The 18785-nt window shown below is 33.9% G+C and carries 19 protein-coding genes; 6 read left to right on the top strand and 13 right to left on the bottom strand.

The window, feature by feature from the left end:
• Window positions 1-56 precede the first annotated feature (56 nt).
• The 6 genes from H628_RS0101860 to H628_RS0101835 all read right to left on the bottom strand — a co-directional run bounded on the left by H628_RS0101860 (window position 57) and on the right by H628_RS0101835 (window position 5068).
• On the bottom strand, window positions 57-935 hold the full coding sequence (locus tag H628_RS0101860; protein ID WP_027824925.1) for an ROK family protein: 879 nt from the start codon (window positions 933-935) through the stop codon (window positions 57-59).
• 156 nt (window positions 936-1091) lie between these two features.
• Window positions 1092-1967: a metal ABC transporter solute-binding protein, Zn/Mn family gene (locus H628_RS0101855; protein WP_027824924.1), complete on the bottom strand. Its 876-nt coding sequence runs from the start codon at window positions 1965-1967 to the stop codon at window positions 1092-1094.
• Between the two features lie 131 nt (window positions 1968-2098).
• Window positions 2099-2770, bottom strand: a complete 672-nt coding sequence (locus H628_RS0101850; protein ID WP_027824923.1) for an ABC transporter ATP-binding protein — start codon at window positions 2768-2770, stop codon at window positions 2099-2101.
• A gap of 3 nt (window positions 2771-2773) precedes the next feature.
• Entirely contained in the window at window positions 2774-3832 is a 1059-nt protein-coding gene (locus H628_RS0101845) for an ABC transporter permease (RefSeq protein WP_027824922.1), read from the bottom strand.
• A 2-nt stretch (window positions 3833-3834) separates the two neighbouring features.
• Complete coding sequence (locus H628_RS0101840; protein WP_027824921.1) at window positions 3835-4356, bottom strand: TetR/AcrR family transcriptional regulator; 522 nt, start codon at window positions 4354-4356, stop codon at window positions 3835-3837.
• A gap of 112 nt (window positions 4357-4468) precedes the next feature.
• A complete protein-coding gene (locus tag H628_RS0101835) occupies window positions 4469-5068 on the bottom strand; it encodes a histidine phosphatase family protein (protein WP_027824920.1) in 600 nt (199 codons plus the stop codon).
• A 70-nt stretch (window positions 5069-5138) separates the two neighbouring features.
• On the opposite strand from H628_RS0101835, the gene H628_RS0101830 reads away from it, so the two are divergent.
• Window positions 5139-5885, top strand: coding sequence for an alpha/beta hydrolase (locus tag H628_RS0101830; RefSeq protein WP_027824919.1), 747 nt, complete (start codon window positions 5139-5141; stop codon window positions 5883-5885).
• Here H628_RS0101830 and yaaA read toward each other — a convergent pair.
• From yaaA to H628_RS0101805, 5 genes are all read right to left on the bottom strand, one after another.
• The gene (yaaA, locus tag H628_RS0101825; protein ID WP_027824918.1) at window positions 5872-6630 is read right to left on the bottom strand and encodes a peroxide stress protein YaaA; all 759 of its coding nucleotides are present in this window, start codon (window positions 6628-6630) and stop codon (window positions 5872-5874) included. The genes H628_RS0101830 and yaaA overlap by 14 nt on opposite strands.
• A 90-nt stretch (window positions 6631-6720) precedes the next feature.
• Window positions 6721-7269: an NADPH-dependent FMN reductase gene (locus H628_RS0101820; protein WP_027824917.1), complete on the bottom strand. Its 549-nt coding sequence runs from the start codon at window positions 7267-7269 to the stop codon at window positions 6721-6723.
• 9 nt (window positions 7270-7278) lie between these two features.
• Window positions 7279-7815, bottom strand: coding sequence for an NADPH-dependent FMN reductase (locus H628_RS0101815; RefSeq protein WP_027824916.1), 537 nt, complete (start codon window positions 7813-7815; stop codon window positions 7279-7281).
• 154 nt (window positions 7816-7969) lie between these two features.
• Window positions 7970-8569 carry a TetR/AcrR family transcriptional regulator gene (locus H628_RS0101810; RefSeq protein ID WP_027824915.1) on the bottom strand — a complete coding sequence of 200 codons (600 nt, stop codon included), beginning with the start codon at window positions 8567-8569 and terminating at the stop codon, window positions 7970-7972.
• Between the two features lie 33 nt (window positions 8570-8602).
• Window positions 8603-8812 carry a hypothetical protein gene (locus tag H628_RS0101805; protein WP_027824914.1) on the bottom strand — a complete coding sequence of 70 codons (210 nt, stop codon included), beginning with the start codon at window positions 8810-8812 and terminating at the stop codon, window positions 8603-8605.
• A 76-nt stretch (window positions 8813-8888) separates the two neighbouring features.
• Here H628_RS0101805 and H628_RS0101800 point away from each other — a divergent pair, with 76 nt between their 5' ends.
• Together H628_RS0101800 and H628_RS0101795 are read left to right on the top strand one after the other, a co-directional pair.
• Window positions 8889-10301, top strand: a complete 1413-nt coding sequence (locus tag H628_RS0101800) for a C69 family dipeptidase (protein WP_027824913.1) — start codon at window positions 8889-8891, stop codon at window positions 10299-10301.
• 116 nt (window positions 10302-10417) lie between these two features.
• Window positions 10418-11077 carry a hypothetical protein gene (locus H628_RS0101795; protein ID WP_027824912.1) on the top strand — a complete coding sequence of 220 codons (660 nt, stop codon included), beginning with the start codon at window positions 10418-10420 and terminating at the stop codon, window positions 11075-11077.
• Window positions 11078-11142: 65 nt separating this feature from the next.
• On the opposite strand, the gene H628_RS0101790 is transcribed toward H628_RS0101795, so the two are convergent.
• A complete protein-coding gene (locus tag H628_RS0101790) occupies window positions 11143-13674 on the bottom strand; it encodes a M1 family metallopeptidase (protein WP_027824911.1) in 2532 nt (843 codons plus the stop codon).
• 145 nt (window positions 13675-13819) lie between these two features.
• Here H628_RS0101790 and H628_RS0101785 point away from each other — a divergent pair, with 145 nt between their 5' ends.
• Window positions 13820-15016, top strand: coding sequence for a L,D-transpeptidase family protein (locus H628_RS0101785; protein WP_027824910.1), 1197 nt, complete (start codon window positions 13820-13822; stop codon window positions 15014-15016).
• A gap of 360 nt (window positions 15017-15376) precedes the next feature.
• Here the strand turns inward: H628_RS0101785 and H628_RS0101780 are convergent, their stop codons facing one another.
• Window positions 15377-16240 (bottom strand): helix-turn-helix domain-containing protein, encoded by an 864-nt coding sequence (locus tag H628_RS0101780; protein ID WP_027824909.1) that lies wholly within the window; start codon window positions 16238-16240, stop codon window positions 15377-15379.
• A gap of 108 nt (window positions 16241-16348) precedes the next feature.
• On the opposite strand from H628_RS0101780, the gene H628_RS0101775 reads away from it, so the two are divergent.
• A complete protein-coding gene (locus H628_RS0101775; protein WP_027824908.1) occupies window positions 16349-17590 on the top strand; it encodes an MFS transporter in 1242 nt (413 codons plus the stop codon).
• Between the two features lie 224 nt (window positions 17591-17814).
• On the top strand, window positions 17815-18543 hold the full coding sequence (locus H628_RS0101770; protein ID WP_034538129.1) for an MIP/aquaporin family protein: 729 nt from the start codon (window positions 17815-17817) through the stop codon (window positions 18541-18543).
• Window positions 18544-18785 lie beyond the last annotated feature (242 nt).

The following is an 18785-nucleotide window of genomic DNA, read 5'->3' as shown; positions in this document are numbered from 1 at the left end:
GCAAAAAACGCACCTATTAATAGATGCGTAAATATAGATTAATCAGATTGAAATATTTAATCGGCTAAAAGAGACTTAGCAAGTTCAAAATCACCCAAAGTAGCAGAACCATTATTAGCAACAATAGGACGAACAATTAGCTTATTTAATTCAGGAGTTGCAACATAATTATTATTTAAATCATCAAAATATTTTCTTACGCCAACTAGGTCATCTTCAGTTAAAACAGAACCACCAACAATCATCACATCGGGTCTAGTAGTCATATATGCATTATAAAGTAATTGGGCAACGTAATATTGTAGATACTTAAAGGCCTTGTGATTACGTGGCAAGTCTTCACCAGGGATACCAGTTCTAGCCTTTAAACTCGGTCCAGCAGCCATTCCTTCGCCACAGGCCCCATGGAAAGGACATGTGCCGTCAAAATCATCCCCCTTGGCCTTGGTTACCATCATATGTCCCATTTCTGGGTGATAGTTGCGTCCAATGAACTTGCCTTCTTGAATAATTCCCCCTCCAATACCAGTACCTACAGTAATGTAAAGGTAAGTCTTAGTATTATCGCGGCCACGAGCAACATATTCACCATAGCAAGAGCCATTGACATCTGTAGTAATAAATACAGGTATATTTAATTTTTCTTCAAAAAAGCCCTTAAAGTTTGCACCAGACCAACCTGGTTTAGGGGTATCAAGAATATAACCATAAGTCTTAGAGTCAGGATTAATGTCTACTGGTCCAAATGTAGCAATAGCTAAAGCATCAACTGGATGCTTTTTAAAGAATTCAAGACATTTAGGTAAAGTTTCTTCTTTAGTTGTAGTAGGAATTCTGTCAGTTGCGATTACTTCTTTAGTTGTAAGATCCTGTACTGCCAAAATAAACTTAGTTCCGCCGGCTTCAATACTACCGACTGCATTTACTTTTGTCATTTTATATTTCCTTTCAAGAAAAAATTATAAAGGCTTGAAAAATCATCTTGCATTTTATCACAATTCCTAACAAAGAACTAGCATCTATGAAAATGTTTTCACACAAAAAAGTAGGAACAAGTTCCTACTTTTAAATTTACACCCTTTACTTACTTTTTATTTAGCCACCTTAGCTAAATTGTCATAGTTTTGCTTCATCCAATTGTAATAAGTAACGCCATTAGGCATAGTTTCTCGAACTGATATAACCTTAATTCCATTTGATTTAGCCTTTTTAACTAAAGTATTGACCGTTGAACTAGAAGCTTGCGTATTATTAACAAAGAAAGCAATTTCTTTATTCTTAATTTGGCGATTCATTTTACTAATAATCTTCGCACTTGGGTCAACTTCATTTTCAATCGCTTCTTCAAAATCACGATTTCCAATCTTGAAACCACTTGCTTCTAAAGCATAATCAAAAACAGGTTCTGAAACAAAAACAGGTTTAGACTTTTTGCCATCGATTTGACTACTTACTTGTTTAATTTTGGCAATCTTTGCTAAATATTCTTCAGCATTAGTTTGGTAATACTTAGCGTGCTTCTTATCAAGTTTGGTTAAACGACGAACCAAGTAGTTAACATACTTTGTTGGCATTTGTAAGTTATACCAAATATGGGGATTAGCATTACTTTTATATTTCATGATATCTTCGCCAACTCTAACAGCTTTTTTTCCATTAGCTTTAGCTAATTTTTGCATCCAATTGTCATAGCCCATACCATTAGCGATGATAATGTCAGCATGACTTAATACTAAACCGGATTTAGTTGTCGGTTCAAAATCATGAGGATCAGTATCTCCATTTTTGATAATGGCTGTAACTTTACCGTATTTACCAACAATATTCTTAGCAATATCGGCATAGACATTAGTTGAAGTTACAACTTGAATTTTATTATTATCATTTGCCTTATTTTTACTACAAGCTATTGCAACAACAGATACTGCAACAACAAGCAATAAACTCATAATCTTTTTAAATCTCATATTTCATATCCCTTCTAACTTTATAGATGTAAATCATAACAGAATACCTGATAAATATTTTAATTGCAAGTTTTTTTACTGAGATTTTAAATAAAAAAGATATCCACTATAGAGCGGATATCTCCTATCAGTTAACGCTTTGAAATCGTCCCATCTAAGACATCATAAATTTGATCACTAAATTGTTCTAAACGTTGATCATGAGTCACTAAAATAATCGCTTTATCTTTTTCTTTGGCCAGTTGTTTAAATAAACGCCCCACTTCTTTAACTCGTTCGCTATCAAGAGAAGCGGTTGGCTCATCAGCTAAAATTATTTTAGGGTTGGCATAGAGAGCTCTAGCAATGGCTGCTCTTTGCATTTGACCACCAGATAATTCATTAGGATATTTATCTACGAGTTGCTCTATCCCTAGTTGAACCAATAATTCTTGTAATTCCTTAGCTGTTAAGTTGCCATATTTCTTCACTTTATCTACTAGCTTAAATTGATCTTTAACTTTTAAAAATGGGACCAAATTATGTTCTTGCAAGACAAAACCAATAGTTGTTAATCTAAGCTGATCACTTTGTTTAGTAGACAAAGCATTAATTTCTTGACCTTCAATCAAAACTTGACCACTACTTGCCTTTTGCAAGGCTCCCATAATTGTCAAAAGTGTACTCTTACCTGCTCCTGAAGGACCTTCAAGTAAAACTAACTGTCCACTTTCCGCTTCAAAGTTTATATCCTTAACGGCAATGGTTTTTGCTTCGCCCTTACCATAAATCTTGGTAACATTTTTCAATTCGACTGCTGTCATCGCTTAGCCTCCAATCGCCATTTTAGGATCAACACGTAAAATACTTCTTACTGGAATCAAACTACCAAGTAGTCCCATAGCAATCATGCCTAAAACACCACTACTTGCGATTATGGCAGTAAATTCAATTGGAACTGCTGCTGGTAATACTTTTGTTGTTAATAGCATCACCAAGAGTGCAATTACACAACCAGAAATAACCAGTATCAATGATTGCCAAATTGTATAGCTAACTAAAGTTTTTCCTCCAATTCCTTGTGCCCTCATAACTGCAAAATTAGGTAACTTTTGCATGGTTAAAATGTACAAAAAGACAGCTACAATAATCAAAGAAATTATAAATAAGAAGCCAATCATTAATTCAAAAGTCATATTTTGAGCCTTATAACCTGGCAATTTATTCTTAAAAGTAGCTAAATTATAACTCTTTAAGTCCTTTAAGTTAGTCCGATAATTACGCTTACTAATAATTCCAGAAGCTGCAACTTGAGGGCTTAATAATTTCAAGCTTCTCCAGGTAGACAAATTTCCATATAAAATTGGAGCAATATTAATCTTGGCATTTTTAGCAAACCCAACTATCTTGTAGGTTTGATTGGAGCCATTCAAAGTCACTTTATCGCCTAATTTATATCCTTTTTGTTTAAAGGCAACATCAGCAACAACTTCATTTGACTTTTGCCACTTACGTCCACTTATCAAAGTCAAATCTTGATAAATGTACTGACTCTTCTTTAAGCCAATAAATTGAGCGGAAAGTGTAGATCTTGATTCTTTCTTAGCTACAACTGGAGTTTGACCAACAAAGCTTTCGTCTTTAGTTAATTTGAGTTGATCTATATCCTTCTTACTAATCAATGACTGGCTCAAACTAACATTACTACTTTCATTTAAAACGACTCGCTTAGTTTGCCAACTAGTAATTGCTTGGGTATTTTCAGAGGCTAACCCAAAGGCTAATCCAGTAAGCATATAAATTAAGTAGCTAATTAAAAAAATCATTAGGACAATTAAGCCATAACGCATTTTTTCTCGCTTAATTTCCTTTAATGCCAAAAACATTTTTAGTCTCCCTTTCCTAGTAATTCAATACTCTTTCTTAAACGATCTAGGTAAAGACTACGGTGTTCAGGATCAAATAAGGCTAACTTGATTGTCTCATGGCTCAATACCATGGCAGACCATTCTTTTGCTCCTAATTTTGACATTGCTACAGCTTTTTGTTGTAAGTTTTGTGCAACTAGACTCTCATTTTTGGATAAATGCATCTTAATCAAGTCATAATAAGGACTAGCTTCAGACTTAGTTACAAAATCAGAAACCAATTGACAAATCAAATCTGGATTAAATTCACGCATTGACATTGGCGCATGGATTTCTTTAATTGCCATTTTATAAACATATTTATATGCATCTTCAAGATCATCAAAATATTTATAAAAAGCTCCACGAGCTATTTCACTATCAGCAACAATTCTAGCAACCTGCGTATCTGCTAATGGATGATTACTAAACTCTTTTAAAAGAGCTTGAGTTATCCTTGCCTTCTTTTCCTGTTTTAAATTTTCAAAAGTCGACTTAACCATAGTTCTCCTTTCAAGTGACACTATGTCACCTGTCAAACTTTATTCTAACATTTTGTGACACCATGTCAATATTCTATCATAAAAAAAGAAGCTAATATAGCTTCTTAGGATTTTAACCAATTACATGATTGTACATTTGTACTTGTCTGCGATTTTCTTCAAATACAAATTTACTAATGGCACAATTTTCAACTTGTCTAAAAATATCAAGATTACCATTTGCAAAATAATGTGCCACTAAGGTCTTAATTAAAGTACCATGACAAACAACCAAAACATTCTTATCTGGATACTTATCGATTAATTCGTCCACAAATTCACTAGCCCTTTGGGCTACGTCTTCAAAACTTTCTCCACTTGGAGCATATCGCAAGTAGCCATTTGCAATATATCCATCACTAGTGAATCCCTTAGGATACTTTTTATAAAGGTCAATTACTCTTAGGGTATCCCATTCACCAAAGTCCATTTCTTTTAAACGCTCGTCAAAATGTATTGGCTTTTCATCATGAACAAAAATTTCAGCTGTCTTCCGTGCTCGCTTTAATGGACTAGCATAAACTAAGTCATATCCACTAATATCAAAATTCTTAGCAGCTTGCTGAGCCTGCATAATTCCAGTTTCATTTAAAGGTTGATCAATTCCTCCACCTTGAATACGATTTTCTTTGTTCAAATCGGTTTGACCGTGACGAATGAGGGTTAATTTCATAGTTTTTATCCTTTCTTTAGCAAATAACATCCTAAAAAGCGTTAAAATAGCATTGATAGGAGTGGAATTTATGTCGATTTTTACACTTAAACGCGATGGATTAAATATCGTCTGTGAGCAGCTCAATCCTTTCGGTGAGCGCTATGATTTAGCAATCATTATGCATGGTTTTACAGCCAATCGAAATACTGACTTATTAAAGCAACTAGCACAAAACCTATGTAATGAAAATGTCTCCAGCATTCGTTTTGATTTTAATGGTCATGGTGAAAGTGATGGTGCCTTCAAGGATATGACCGTTTTAAATGAAATAGCTGATGCAAATTGTGTCTTATCATATGTTAAAACTAATCCACATATAAACCACATTTACTTAGTTGGTCATTCTCAAGGTGGCGTTATTGCCTCAATGCTAGCAGGTCTTTATCCCGATTTAATTGATAAGTTAGTCTTACTAGCTCCTGCTGCTTGCTTGAAAGATGACGCTTTAGCGGGTTCAACCCAAGGCGTTAGCTATAATCCTAAAAAGATTCCAGATATCATCCCTTATAAAGGAAAAGAATTAGGTGGTTTTTACCTTCGAATAGCACAAAACTTACCAATTTATGAGACTTCTAAAAACTTCACTGGCCCTGTCTGCTTAATTCATGGCAAATCAGACCAAGTTGTTGATTATAAATATAGTCAAAAATATCATGATATTTACGAAAATTCTACTCTTCATTTAATTGAAGCTGATCATCGCTTCACAGGAGATAGTCAAAAAGAAGCTATCAGGCTAACTACAGATTTTTTAAGACCTACTACTTTCTTTTAAAGTCAAAATCAGTCTTAAAGACATAAGTATTGTCATCACTGACACTCACATCAAATTTATAAGAAAAATCACTAAACGCTTGAAGTTCTTCAGGCGTTTTTATTTGATTTTCACAAATAAATCTGGTCATTTCTCCACGACTCATCTTAGCGTGTGTCCCAATTGTTTTATAACCTTGAGCTCTTTTTTCTAAAAAATCAATAGTAATCATTCGCTCATCTGATTTCAAGTATGGCTTCACTACCCTAGCATATTCTTTAGATGCGAGATTTATGACAACTTGATCATCTTTGAATAATTCGTCATGAATTAAACTCCCCCAAAAATGATACAAGCTATAATCACGAAATCCTATCATTTTATTTTTTAACTCTAAGCGATAAGGACACACTGCATCAAATGGGCGTAAAACACCATACAAGCCAGAGAGAATGCGCAAATGTTGCTGACTATAATCTAAAGCTCGCTCTGTAAACAAATCTGCTGCCATATATTGATACTGGATTCCACTATATGTTGCAATTGCTGGAACAGTTGCTTTCGCACTATTAAAATCAGCTAGTTGTCTTTGCCCTTCACGAGTAATTGCCGGACTTGCCTGCCAAATTTCGCTTAATTGCTCAAAATCTCTTTCTCGTAAAAAAGCTATTAATTCTTCGGCTTTATTTAAAAAGACTGGCTGGCTCCGGGGCAAAAAACTATCAGTCTTAACCATTTTCTTGGCTGGAGAAATTATTATTTTCATTACAAGCTTCACCTCAAGTCAATTATACGTAAAACTTGCTAGCGACAAAACAAAAAAGTCTTCACCTTAAAAAGATAAAGACTTTATTTTTTACTTCAAATTTTGCTTAACAAAAGCAACAAAGTTCTGCATTACTTGATCAAGTTGCTTGATGTAATCTTCATTGGTCAAATCGCCGGTTTCTTTATCAAAGTTACCAAAGGCATTGCCAATCAAAACTTCGTTACCAGGTAATACATTAGCAGTCATATCTGGTGACAGCAAAATTTCTCTTGCATCTTCTTGAGCACGAGCTGCACCCATCATTCCATAAGAAGTACCTACAACCATAACCGGCTTCATCTTCATTACATTACTACCAGAATGTGATCCTAACCATTCTAAAGCACTCTTTAAAGCTGCTGGAATAGCATGATCGTATTCTGGAGTTGTAACGATTATACCATCGGCTTGTTTAATCTTATTTCTAAATACTTCAACTGCTTCATTAGCACTGAATTCACGGCCAAATAAAGGCAAGTCATTGATTTCTACTACTTCAATTTCTGCTTGTTTATGGTAACGCTTGGCGATAAAGTGAGCTAAGAAACGATTATATGAAAAATCGGCATTTGTTCCAACTAAAGCTAATAATTTCATTGTTGCCTCCTATTCAGAAACTTTCTGATACCAAGTTTCAACTTCACCAAAGAACTTATCTAAGAATTCCAAAGTTTTTTCATTAGTTAAGTTACCTTCTTCATCAAAAGCTTGGCCAGCTAAGCCCAACATAAATTCATCACCATTAAATACTTCACAACCAAAACCTGGTGAGGCCAAAATGCTCTTCAAACGAGTTTGACTTCTTCCACTACCTTGAGCAAGCACTGAAGTACCAACAATTGCCACCTTTTTCCCATTAAACGGGTGTTCATTTGAAGAAAGCCATTCTAGACAGCTCTTCAATGCGCTAGTAACTGAGTGTTGTTGTTCAGGTGTTCCAATTAAAACCAAATCACTGTTGCTAATCTTATTTGCCAATTCACTGATTGCAGCTGGTGTAGCTGATTTCTCTTTATATAATGGCAAATCCTTAATCTCAGCAAGTTCTATTTCGTGTCTAGTAAAGCGCTTCTTAATTGCTAATAGTAATTTGCGATTAAATGAGTTTTCTGCATTACTACCAACAAGTGCAAGAATTTTCATTAAAAGGCCACCTTTCTCAAAAACATATATCTTTATTATAGTTAACTTTTTCACATAAACCAAGACAAAATCAATTAATAACTTTAATTAATAACTCTTTGCTTATTATAAGACAAAAAATAGTACTGCCATTAAAAGCAATACTATCGTTAATCTATTCTTCAGCAACTATAAACATCGGATTTTGCTTAACATAACTTAAATCTTTATTCTCAAGACTTTCTTCTATTTGTTTTTCAAAAACATCAACCATCTGTTCTTGAGTAAAAGTAGCTACTCTATTCACAACTAATGATGCAATTCCAGTTGCGGCAATCCAATTAGCCATAATCACTAATTCAATTTTTTCGTCATCAACATCAACATTTTGATATTGCTTATAAAAACACTCTATTCCCAGCTTCATTAAAGTAGATGATAAAATCTTACTTGCAAGTTTTCCATCGGTAAACATTGCTTTAAAGGCATCATATTCTTCTTGAGCAAATTCAACATATGCTAAATCTAAGTCTACTAAAGCCTTGCCAATATAAGCCTTACTAGAAATTTCTTTACGTAAATTAGTAGCCATAATACGCAAAACTTGCTTTCTTAAATCGGCCATATTACTAAATTCCAGATAAATTGGTTGGGTTGAAAATTTACCCACTTGTGCAATGTTACGTGCTGTTAAACTCTTTACACCATCACGTAATGCTAATTTATAAGCCACATCAAGAATCTGCTGGCGTCGAATTTCCTTTTTTCTAGCCATTAATACTTACCCTCAAATATAGTATCTAATGATTTAATTATTATCACTAGTAAACTCATCATATCCTTCAGAAACCAATTTTACAATTTCTTCTTTAGATAAGCCTTGATTGATAGCGTATGACAAGAATGAGGCAGATAAAATATAACCGATTTCTTGACCATCGGTTAAGTTATCAGAAAAATTCATATTAATACTATTAGTTGCATAATCTGTAGTTAATGTAATACTTTTATCTTCCATAACAAAACCGCTCCCTTTTTAAAAATATTTTGTTATTTTATAATTATAATATAAAACAATAGAAAGTGTGACAAATATGATTATTAAACATGGTCGCTCTGCCTGTACATCAATTTTAATTGGTAAAAAAGCTTCAATTACTGGTAGTGTTATTATCGGTAGAAATGAAGACTGTAAAACTGCTTGGCCCAAGCATTTAGCCTTTAATCCAGCCAAAGAAAGTCAAAATAGCGTTTTTACTTCTAAAGATAATAAATTTAGCATACCACTTCCAGAAAAGAGTTATGCCTACTCTAGTACACCTGAATGGACCGATAAATATGGTGTTTTTGAAGAAGATGGAATTAATGAATTTCATGTTGCAATGAGTGCAACTGAATCTGCTTATGCTAACGCTAGAGTCTTAGCTGCTGACCCTTTTGATACTGAAAATGGAATTTTAGAAGAAGCAATGGTAACTTGCGTTTTACCATATATCAAAACAGCTCGCGAAGGAATTGAACGCTTAGGTGAAATCATTCGTACTCATGGAGCTGCTGAAGCTGATGGAATTTTGTTTGCTGATCCAAACGAAGCTTGGTATTTTGAAATTGGTAGTGGCCACCATTATGTTGCTCAAAGGATCCCTGATGATTCTTATGCTGTTGTCGCAAATCAATTGGCCATTCAAGAAATTGATTTTAATGATTCCAATAATTTCATTTACTCTGCAGGCTTACAAGATTTCGTTTATAACAACAACTTATGGCCCAAGGATAAACCATTTAATTGGCGTCATATCTTTGGAACTCAAGATGAATCAGACTTGCATTATAACACTCCAAGAGTTTGGACTGGTCAACGTTTATTGACTCCTTCCAAGCAAAAGAATCCCCAAGACTATTACTTGCCATTTTTGGAAAAGCCTGACCGGCCAATCTCAATTCAAGATGCCCAAAGAGTCTTAAGTGATCATTATCAAAATACGCCTTATGATTTAGTAAGTGAAAAAAATAAGCATACCGCTACTTTCCGTCCTATCAGTGTTGCCACTACACAAGAAAGCCACTTACTAGAACTAAATGGGGACAAGATGGTACATTGGTTATGTATGGGAGTTACTTCACAAGGAGTATATATTCCATTTTATCCTCAAGGAACTAAAGTACCTGAAATGTGGGATAAAGGAACTGAAACATATTCAGCTGATTCTGCTTATTGGGTATTTAAACTGGCTAGTATCTTAGCTGATCGCTCATGGAGTAAATATGCTAAAGAATTAACTAGTGTACAAGATGATACAAGCAAACAAGTTTGCCAAATCCGTTACGAAACTGATGAAAAATTAGCTACCTTGAGTAATCAAACCGAAAAACAAAATCTAATTGACGAAGCTAACGCCAAGATGGCAAAAGTAGCAATCAAAAACTATCAAGATTTATGTGCTAGTTTAATTACTAAGCAATCAGCTGAATCACCATTAGCTTTTGTGATGGATCCAAACTTATAATCCAAATCAATAAAAACAGCAACTTAGTCAGTTGCTGTTTTTATTTAGTGCGCTAAATTTTTATTTATTTTAAATATACGGTAAAATATTAAAGAATACTTTTGGGAGGACAAGATATGAATCCAGATTTTGGAATTATTTTTAACTTCAACGTAAATGAGCAAGCTAATCCTGCTGAATTAGTAAAAACTGTACGTGATGTTGGTGCTCGCGCTATTAGCATCTCTAATGCCAGCAATCTAGCTCCATATCAAGCAGCTTGTGACGAATACACAATCCAGTTAGTCGAAGTTAGTGGTGAAGAATTAGCCAGTGAAAATGTAATCGATAAGATTGTACACTGCCGTAAAAATAATCAAGCAGCAATTTTTGACCTAACTTTAGAAGCCGATGGTGATATCAAACCAGAACAAAAAACAGCTTTAACCATTATTAATGACTGGATGCACTGGTTCGGCCACGCTTTAAATGAGGGTGAAGCTTCAAGCTTAACCACAAGTGGTAACAGTTTTGCACTTCAGAATCGTCATGCTCCTTATCAGATTTATGTCTTCATTAAAAGTCCACTTCCTACATCTGTTACAGTTGGAAATTTTGAACTCGAACCTACTCGAATTGAATGGATTGATGAAAGAAATCCACTTAATTACCAATTTGAACATCATCAAATCACTGTTAACTTGTCACCGTTTCCTGAAGGTATGACTTATCCTTGGCGCGTATTAAGAATTCTTAAACATCGTCCTGAAGATGACATTAAAGAGACTAAATTTTAAGCAATTAAACTTTTACATACAAAAAGGTACCACACTTAGTAGTACCTTTTTATTTTGCTATAAAATTAGATAAACAAGTTCTTAATAGTAGCATTAACCTTAACTTTTTCAGCTTCAACTAAGTCAACTCTAGTTGCAATAACCTTGGTATCCATCTTGATTTCACGAGTTAACATTGGTTGATCAAGCTTAGGTTCAAAGAAGGCCTTAAATTCTTCAAGACGTTTAGCGGTCTTAAAGTTTCTAGCAATTACTGTGATGAAAGTAGTAAATTCCATATCACCACCAACAGTCTTATCAAGCCATGCCCATTCGTCTCTAATCCAGTCCCAAGCGAGTTGTTCACCAAGCTTGTTGTTCAAGACGCTTGCAAACCAACCACGTAAGTCTTGTGGCTTAACCACATCAGCATTCTTAAAGTAAGATACAACTTTTTCAAGTTCACTTTCACTCTTAGATGAAGTAATTGCAGCTGTTAAGTCGCTCTTGAAGCTGGCATCACTTGTAGTTTGGTAAAGCTTAATCAACTTATCAGTCAATTCGCTTGAACCACAATTCTTAACTTCATTAATCAAAACATATGGACGAACATCAGCGTTTAAGCTTTCTAGATCATCTTCATGTTCTTGGTAAAGTTTGTGAGCTGCACGAACTGAATCAATATTACCACCATAAAGACTAGCACTTAAAACGTATGGACGAGTTAACTTGTCTTCATCGCTTTCTCCAGCTTTAACTTCCCAACCTAAACGCTTAACTTGGTCTTCACTTAAGCGGTTGTAGAATTGCTTCAAGTAGTTTTCAGCATCTGAATCTGGAGTTACAAATTGACGTAACTTTCTAGCAGTAGTGTAAATAGCGTTATTTACAAGGTTTGACTTAGAATCCTTAAGCTTATCAAGTAAAGGAACAACTTCAGCGTATGAACTTTCGCGACCTTCACTGAGTAAACGTAAATCTTGTAGTAATTGCAACTTACTAATTGAGTCTAAATCTTCTACTTCTGCTAAGATATCATTCATCAAAGTTTCGTCGTATTTAACAACGCAGTGTGTAGTGTTACCAACATTAATTCTTAATGCATGACCAGCTTGCTTACGTAAAGTTTCGTAGTCGCCTAAATCTAATTCTTTTTCAGTCATGATGGCTGGTGAATCAAAGTTAGCATTCAATGGAATTTGCCAAATTCGGCCCTTGTCTTCGCCTTCACCAACAAAGAATTGCTTTTGAGTCAACTTCAAGTGGCCATCTTCAACAAAAGCATTCACTACAGGATAACCTGGTTGGTTAAGCCATGAGTGCATAATTTCAGCAATGTTTAAGTCAGTTGCAGTTGATAAAGCATTCCACAAGTCATCCCCAGTAGTATTACCAAACTTATGGTGGTCAAAGTAATACTTAAGGCCCTTTTGTAGTGCCTTGTCACCTAAAAGAGCTCTAACCATTACTAACATTCTAGAACCCTTAGCATAAACGATTGCACCATCAAATAAAGTATCGATTTCTGCTGGATCTTTTACTTCAACATAAACTGATTGAACGCCATCAGTTGCATCCCGAGTCAAAGCAGCTGGTGCTTCTGAAGATTGGAACATTTCCCAAACATTCCAGCTTGGTTCTAAGTGGTCAAGTGATAAATATTCCATCATGTTAGCAAAACTTTCGTTAAGCCATAAGTTGTCCCACCACTTCATAGTTACTAAATCACCAAACCATTGGTGAGCAAGTTCGTGTGTAATTACAGTTGCCACTAACTTCTTCATGTCAAGTGGAGTGTTGTCTGGATCAAGCAACAAGTAAGCTTCACGGTAAGTTACCAGTCCCCAGTTTTCCATCGCACCAGCACTAAAGTCAGGTAAAGCTAATTGCCATGAATGTGGCAATGGATAAGGAGTTTGGTAGAAGTCTTCATAAAATTCAATTGCACGTTTAGCAATATCTAAAGCAAAGTCTAATTCTTTAGCCTTGTGAGCCTTAGTAGCAAAGACACCTACTTTTACTCCGCTCTTAGTTTCAGTCATCTTAGATTGCAAGTCACCAAAGGCAAATGCAACTAAGTAAGTTGACATCTTAACGGTCTTTTCAAAGTAGTGCACGCCATTTTCCACTTTAGTTTCTGGCATGTTAGCCAAAGCAATTTCGCCAGGCTTTTCATCGAATTTAAGTGCTAAACTAAAAGTTGCTTTAGCTTCTGGTTCGTCAATACATGGGAATGCTTGACGAGCAAAAGTAGTTTCAAATTGAGTACCAATAATTTCTTCTTTTTTACCATTTAACTGGTAGTATGAAGGATAAATACCCATCATTGTATCTGTAAGTGGTGCACTGTAATCAATACTAATAGTTGTATTGCCAGCTTTAGCTAATGTAATTTTAATTGCTTCTGCCTTTTCATCTACTTCAAAAGGTACTGCTTCGCCATCTTGAGTTACCTTGCTAATGCTCATAAACTTTTGATGAACATTTACTTCTCTATTTAACGCTTCACCAGTAATAGTTGAAGTCCCAGTAATTTGCTTATTTTCTCGATTAACATCAATAAATAGGTCATAATGGTCAGGGTGAAATGCATCATAAAAACGATTAATTTTTCCCATAATTTTTCTCCTTAGTTTTAAATTAAAAAGGTTACTACTTGAATCATACCAGAAAAAACATAATTTTAGCATTATTTGCTTAATTTCTGTTAAAATATATGCGAACCATTAGGTCAATATACACATATATAGGTGGCGAATTTTTTTGAAAGCTAAACATGCAAAAGAAATTAGTCAGAATCGACTTTTAATTCCAATTCTTGCATTAATTGTTATCCTCTCTATTTGTGGAGGTTTAATTTATCACAATCATCTTGAAACACAAAAGGCTACTACGATGCGCTACACTAGTAAGCATTTTAACCAAAATGTTAAGATTTACGGTGTTAAAGTAGGTGGCCTAACCGTTAATCAAGCAGTTAAGAAAATAAATCAAAAAGCTAAAATCGGAGCTACTATGACTAACGGCAAAATTAAAAGTATGAAATTAGACAATGTCGAAGTCACCAATAGTAAAGATATTAAGAAATATTTTAAGAAGCAACATACAGATTTGCCTTCTTCAAAAAGCTGGAATTTTGCGGATTCAACTTTAGCAACAGCTAAAAGTAAGTTAGCTAGCTTATATAAAGCAAAACTAGATTATAAAGTTGGCAGTAAAACATACTCACTAGCAGCTAAAGATCTTTTTACTACTGTTGAATATTACGGCGGAGAATTTCATTTCAAGGATAGTGATTTACTTACCAAAAAGCTAGATGCAATGGATAAAGAAGTAACCACTTTAAAGAAGAGTTATGAATTTACCACACCATCTGGTTCTAAGATTACAGTAAAAAACGAAAGCTACGGTTGGGGAATTTTCACTAAACGTGCAGTTAATTTAGTTGAAACTGCCTTTGCTAATGGTGAATCTAGTGTTGATGGCTCTAAAGCAATTTATGGTTTAGGTTATACTACTTATGGAACTGGCTACACCACCGTCAATCACGGTCTTGGTGAAAACTATGTAGTCGTTTCAATTGAAAAGCAAAAATTATGGATTGTTCGTCATGGTAAAGTAGTTGTTACCTTAAATGATGTAGTTACAGGTACTAAGGAAAGTAGTAGTGGTGCAAGTAGTGATGCTACTCCTAAAGGTGTTTGGTACATTGAATATAAAGAATCTCCAAGTACTTTGAGAGGTCAAAATGATGATGGTTCTTCTTATGCATCAACGGTTAGTTACTGGATGCCATTTACTTTAAGTGGTTGCGGCTTGCATGATGCTAGTTGGAGAACTGATTGGTCTAAGACTGCTTACTTAAAAGGTGGTAGTCATGGCTGTGTTAACATCAAGCCTAGTGAAATCAAAAAGGTTTGGGATAATGTTATTCAACATGAACCTGTAATTGTTTACTAGTGAATAGAAAAATAAGACTTAAAAAGCCCTGGATTGGAAAAATATTCCAATTCAGGGTTTTCTTTGTCATTAATTCAATATGAGTTTATGCTATTTTTATATTTAGGTAACTTTGATTATTAAATATCTATCTATTATTCAGTTAGATGATATAAGTATGATAACAATAACGTGATAAAAACTGAAATTAAAGATAGTGTACGTAAATTAGAAAAAAACAAACTAATTAATGTAATAATTAGCATTATTATTGTAGCAATACGGAGTCTAAATTTAGTAAGCATGATAATCCCTCCACTCTTGAGCAACCGCTTTCAATTATCATATTGATGCAAGAATTATTAAATGTCAACATTTGTCTTATTTATACTTAACTAACAAATCATGTAGTATTTTTCCATATCCAGTTAATCCAACTAAAAGCATTGTATCCGCCATATCACTGCTTTGTTGATAGTATTTTGGCTCTCCTGTTTTACGATAACTAATTAGATTGGTAAAAAATAATAATGCTAGTTTATAAAATGTTAATTCTGGATGCATTTTTATTTTTTTAGCACTTTCTATAAAGAATTCAGTTTCAGTTTTTTCTTTTCCAGCATCAAATGAAAGAGCTAGCATATTAACTATTATTCCTAATAGTGGCTTCTGTAATTTGATATCGTTTGTCGCAATATGTTGTTTAATTATCCTTTGAGCTATAACTTTATTACTTTCAAAGTCATAAAAATACATGAAATTACAGAACAATTCCATCTTAGTTTGATTAAAGCTAGGAATATTAAAAATTTTTTCTTTAATTTTATTCCTTAATTCTAAATCCGGCTCCTCTGTAGGATCTTTCATCACTTCTAATACAGCTTCAACAAGTAATAGCTCTTCTTCTTTTCCTTTATCTGATAAGTAGCTTTCTTTAATTAATGGTTTTAACTGTTTAACCTTCGCTTTATCATTAGCATAATATGCTTCTACCATTATTTTGTGAAAACTCTCAACTTGTTGGTGCATGAAGTCGTCGCTTTGATTCAATCTACTAAAAAATTCCCACAAGGAAATTTTATTGTAGTGTAGTAATTCTAATAAGCTATCAGCGGTAATTCTATTAATGTTCTTCTCTACTTTAGAGTAAAAGGATTGACTGACTATTTGTCCATCATTTGTAAATTCTTTCTGATATTTACCTTGCTCAATTCGATATTCTTTTAGTAAGTCGCCAATTGTCATGTCAGCTCCTCCTCCAGCTTATATATTCAAATACGACTATATTAATAATTTTATTATACTGCCTTTATTATTTACTTAAAAGATTGATGCTGACGGAGGAAAAATATCATGAATGTCTTTCTGAAAAACAATGAATTTAAGAAATTCTCAATTGCTAGTTTCTTGTCCACTACAGGCGATATTTTATTTTATTTAGCATTAATGACTTACGCAAGTAAGTTAAATAATTACACATTGGCTTTATCTTTGATTGCAATCTCTGAATCTGTACCTAAGCTTTTCTCTGTTTTTGGAGGATTTTTAGCTGATAAGACCAAGAACAAATTTAAAACTTTATTTTTAATGGCTGTAATTAGATTCTTACTATACAGTTTGGTAGGTATTCTTTTTATTACTAATATTTCTGAATGGAATTTGGTAATTATGGTAATTATTATTAATTTTATTTCAGATACTATTGGTTCATATTCAACTGGTCTTGCAGCTCCATTACTTGTAAATATTGTAGGTGAAAAAGACTTTGCTGAAGCAGAAGGCTTTGCAAGTGGAGTTTCTGAAATTATAAATACTTGTGCTCAATTCCTTGGAGCAGGATTATTATTATTTTTATCTTATTCAAACTTAGCATTTATCAATGCGGTAACTTTCTTATTAGCAGGTTTTCTATATGTAAGTGTAGGATTAAAGCATAAGAAATCTTCAAATGAAGTTATTAATCAAACTAATGATAAAGGCTTTATTGAAACTATGAAGACTTCCTACACTCAAGCTAAAAAGGAACACGGTTTATTGACTATTGTTTTGATTATCGCTTTAGTTAATGGGATTTTAACTACTATTGGTGCTTTGATTCCAATTGTTGCAGCAGCAAGCCGTTCAACTATGATTATTTATAACTACAGTTTTACTGTTGCTTTAGTTGGAGTAGTGGTTGGTGCTGGAGCAACTATTGGTAGTTTATTTGGGCCACAATTATTTAAAAAGATGTCTATCTTTAATGTAATTATTATTACATTGGTACTTAGCATTATGACAACTGTTGCCGCATTTATTGCAAATATCAAACTTATTTTAGCTGTTTACTTTTTAATGGCAGTTGCTATCAGTGTAGGTTCAATTAAAATGTCACAATGGTTAGTCACAACTGTTGATCGGAATATTTTAGGTTCAACTATTGGTTTACTTAATACTATTCTTTTAGCAGTAGCTCCTATTTTAACAACAACTGTAACAAGCCTTGCAGGTGTAACAGGTGTTAAATATGCATTAGTATTATTAACTACTATTGAAGTAATTACATTATTTGTTGCTGTAAGAGTAACTTTGAAAAAGTCTAACACTCAAAAATAATCTACTAAAAAACGTTGATAAACTCACTTTTATAAATTTCGAGTTATCAACGTTTTTTTATTTTGCGAGCATATTATTTGACACAGTAAAAATTTTGCTAGCTTTTTAAATAACAAGCTGATATACTTATGCACGGCGCAATATGAGAAACCTTTACTTTTAATTGAAGTTTACCGTCATATTGCAGTTTCATCTACTTATTTTATATCTAAAGGGGATATTTTATGCACAACTTAATTGCGAATGGATTCATCGGTGAATTCTTCGGAACCATGATTTTATTAGTACTCGGTATTGGTATCGGTGCTGCGAGCAACTTAAAGCACTCTGCTGCTAAAGGAACAAATTGGCACTTCATTACTATGACTTGGGGATTGGCAATTACTTTTGCAGTTTACGTTGCTGGCTCTTTGGGCTCAAAAGGCCACTTAAATCCTGCAGTTACCTTGAGTTTCGCCTTTTTCCATGTTGATGGCTTTACTTGGAACCAAGTTCCTAGTTATTTAATTGCTCAATTCTTAGGTGCTTTTGTTGGGGCTGCAATCATTGCTATTCACTACTACCCACACTTCAAAGCAACCAAAACTGAAGAAGAAGGTAACCACGTAGGTATTTTTACTACTGGTCCTGCAATCAGTCACCCACTTTTCAACTTTTTAAGTGAGGTTATCGCTACTACTATTTTTGTTTTCATTTTAGGTCACTTAGGTAACTTTACTACTGGCCTAAAGCCACTTATTCTTGGTTTATTAATCATGGTTATTGGTCAATCATTTGGTGAAACAACTGGATTCGCAATTAACCCTGCTCGTGATTGGGCTCCTAGATTTGCATACACTATTTTACCAATTCCAAACAAGTCAAGTGCTCACTGGGAATATGCTTGGGTACCAATGTTTGGTCCACTTTTAGGCGCATTTATCGCTTGTGGCTTAAATACTATTATTAAATAAGCAAATACTTTTTTAGAAGGCTACTCGCCTTCTTTTTTTTGCAAAAAAGAAGCCCACAGTAACGTGGACTTCTTAAAAATTGAGATTTGTAAAAAATGAATAAAAAAACAAAAATGTTTTTGAAGATAACCAGTAGCTCTCAAAACTACTGATATTGAAAGAGGATAACAATCTCCTACTCTAATAGAAGATTCCATCATGAAGATATAGCCCTTAGGCTATTTGAGAAATGTAGTGCAAAG

The organism is Lactobacillus psittaci DSM 15354 (assembly GCF_000425905.1).
GTDB classification, from domain to species: Bacteria; Bacillota; Bacilli; order Lactobacillales; family Lactobacillaceae; genus Lactobacillus; species Lactobacillus psittaci.
Note: the sequence above shows the minus strand (reverse complement) of the source record. Positions and strands in the feature narration are given on the sequence as shown.

Bases quoted from the DNA above. Each gene is read 5' to 3' on its own strand.
- H628_RS0101860 (WP_027824925.1), bottom strand. From the start codon at position 935: ATGACAAAAGTAAATGCAGTCGGTAGTATTGAAGCCGGCGGAACTAAG.
- H628_RS0101855 (WP_027824924.1), bottom strand. From the start codon at position 1,967: ATGAGATTTAAAAAGATTATGAGTTTATTGCTTGTTGTTGCAGTATCT.
- H628_RS0101850 (WP_027824923.1), bottom strand. From the start codon at position 2,770: ATGACAGCAGTCGAATTGAAAAATGTTACCAAGATTTATGGTAAGGGC.
- H628_RS0101845 (WP_027824922.1), bottom strand. From the start codon at position 3,832: ATGTTTTTGGCATTAAAGGAAATTAAGCGAGAAAAAATGCGTTATGGC.
- H628_RS0101840 (WP_027824921.1), bottom strand. From the start codon at position 4,356: ATGGTTAAGTCGACTTTTGAAAATTTAAAACAGGAAAAGAAGGCAAGG.
- H628_RS0101835 (WP_027824920.1), bottom strand. From the start codon at position 5,068: ATGAAATTAACCCTCATTCGTCACGGTCAAACCGATTTGAACAAAGAA.
- H628_RS0101830 (WP_027824919.1), top strand. From the start codon at position 5,139: ATGTCGATTTTTACACTTAAACGCGATGGATTAAATATCGTCTGTGAG.
- yaaA (WP_027824918.1), bottom strand. From the start codon at position 6,630: ATGAAAATAATAATTTCTCCAGCCAAGAAAATGGTTAAGACTGATAGT.
- H628_RS0101820 (WP_027824917.1), bottom strand. From the start codon at position 7,269: ATGAAATTATTAGCTTTAGTTGGAACAAATGCCGATTTTTCATATAAT.
- H628_RS0101815 (WP_027824916.1), bottom strand. From the start codon at position 7,815: ATGAAAATTCTTGCACTTGTTGGTAGTAATGCAGAAAACTCATTTAAT.
- H628_RS0101810 (WP_027824915.1), bottom strand. From the start codon at position 8,569: ATGGCTAGAAAAAAGGAAATTCGACGCCAGCAGATTCTTGATGTGGCT.
- H628_RS0101805 (WP_027824914.1), bottom strand. From the start codon at position 8,812: ATGGAAGATAAAAGTATTACATTAACTACAGATTATGCAACTAATAGT.
- H628_RS0101800 (WP_027824913.1), top strand. From the start codon at position 8,889: ATGATTATTAAACATGGTCGCTCTGCCTGTACATCAATTTTAATTGGT.
- H628_RS0101795 (WP_027824912.1), top strand. From the start codon at position 10,418: ATGAATCCAGATTTTGGAATTATTTTTAACTTCAACGTAAATGAGCAA.
- H628_RS0101790 (WP_027824911.1), bottom strand. From the start codon at position 13,674: ATGGGAAAAATTAATCGTTTTTATGATGCATTTCACCCTGACCATTAT.
- H628_RS0101780 (WP_027824909.1), bottom strand. From the start codon at position 16,240: ATGACAATTGGCGACTTACTAAAAGAATATCGAATTGAGCAAGGTAAA.
- H628_RS0101775 (WP_027824908.1), top strand. From the start codon at position 16,349: ATGAATGTCTTTCTGAAAAACAATGAATTTAAGAAATTCTCAATTGCT.
- H628_RS0101770 (WP_034538129.1), top strand. From the start codon at position 17,815: ATGCACAACTTAATTGCGAATGGATTCATCGGTGAATTCTTCGGAACC.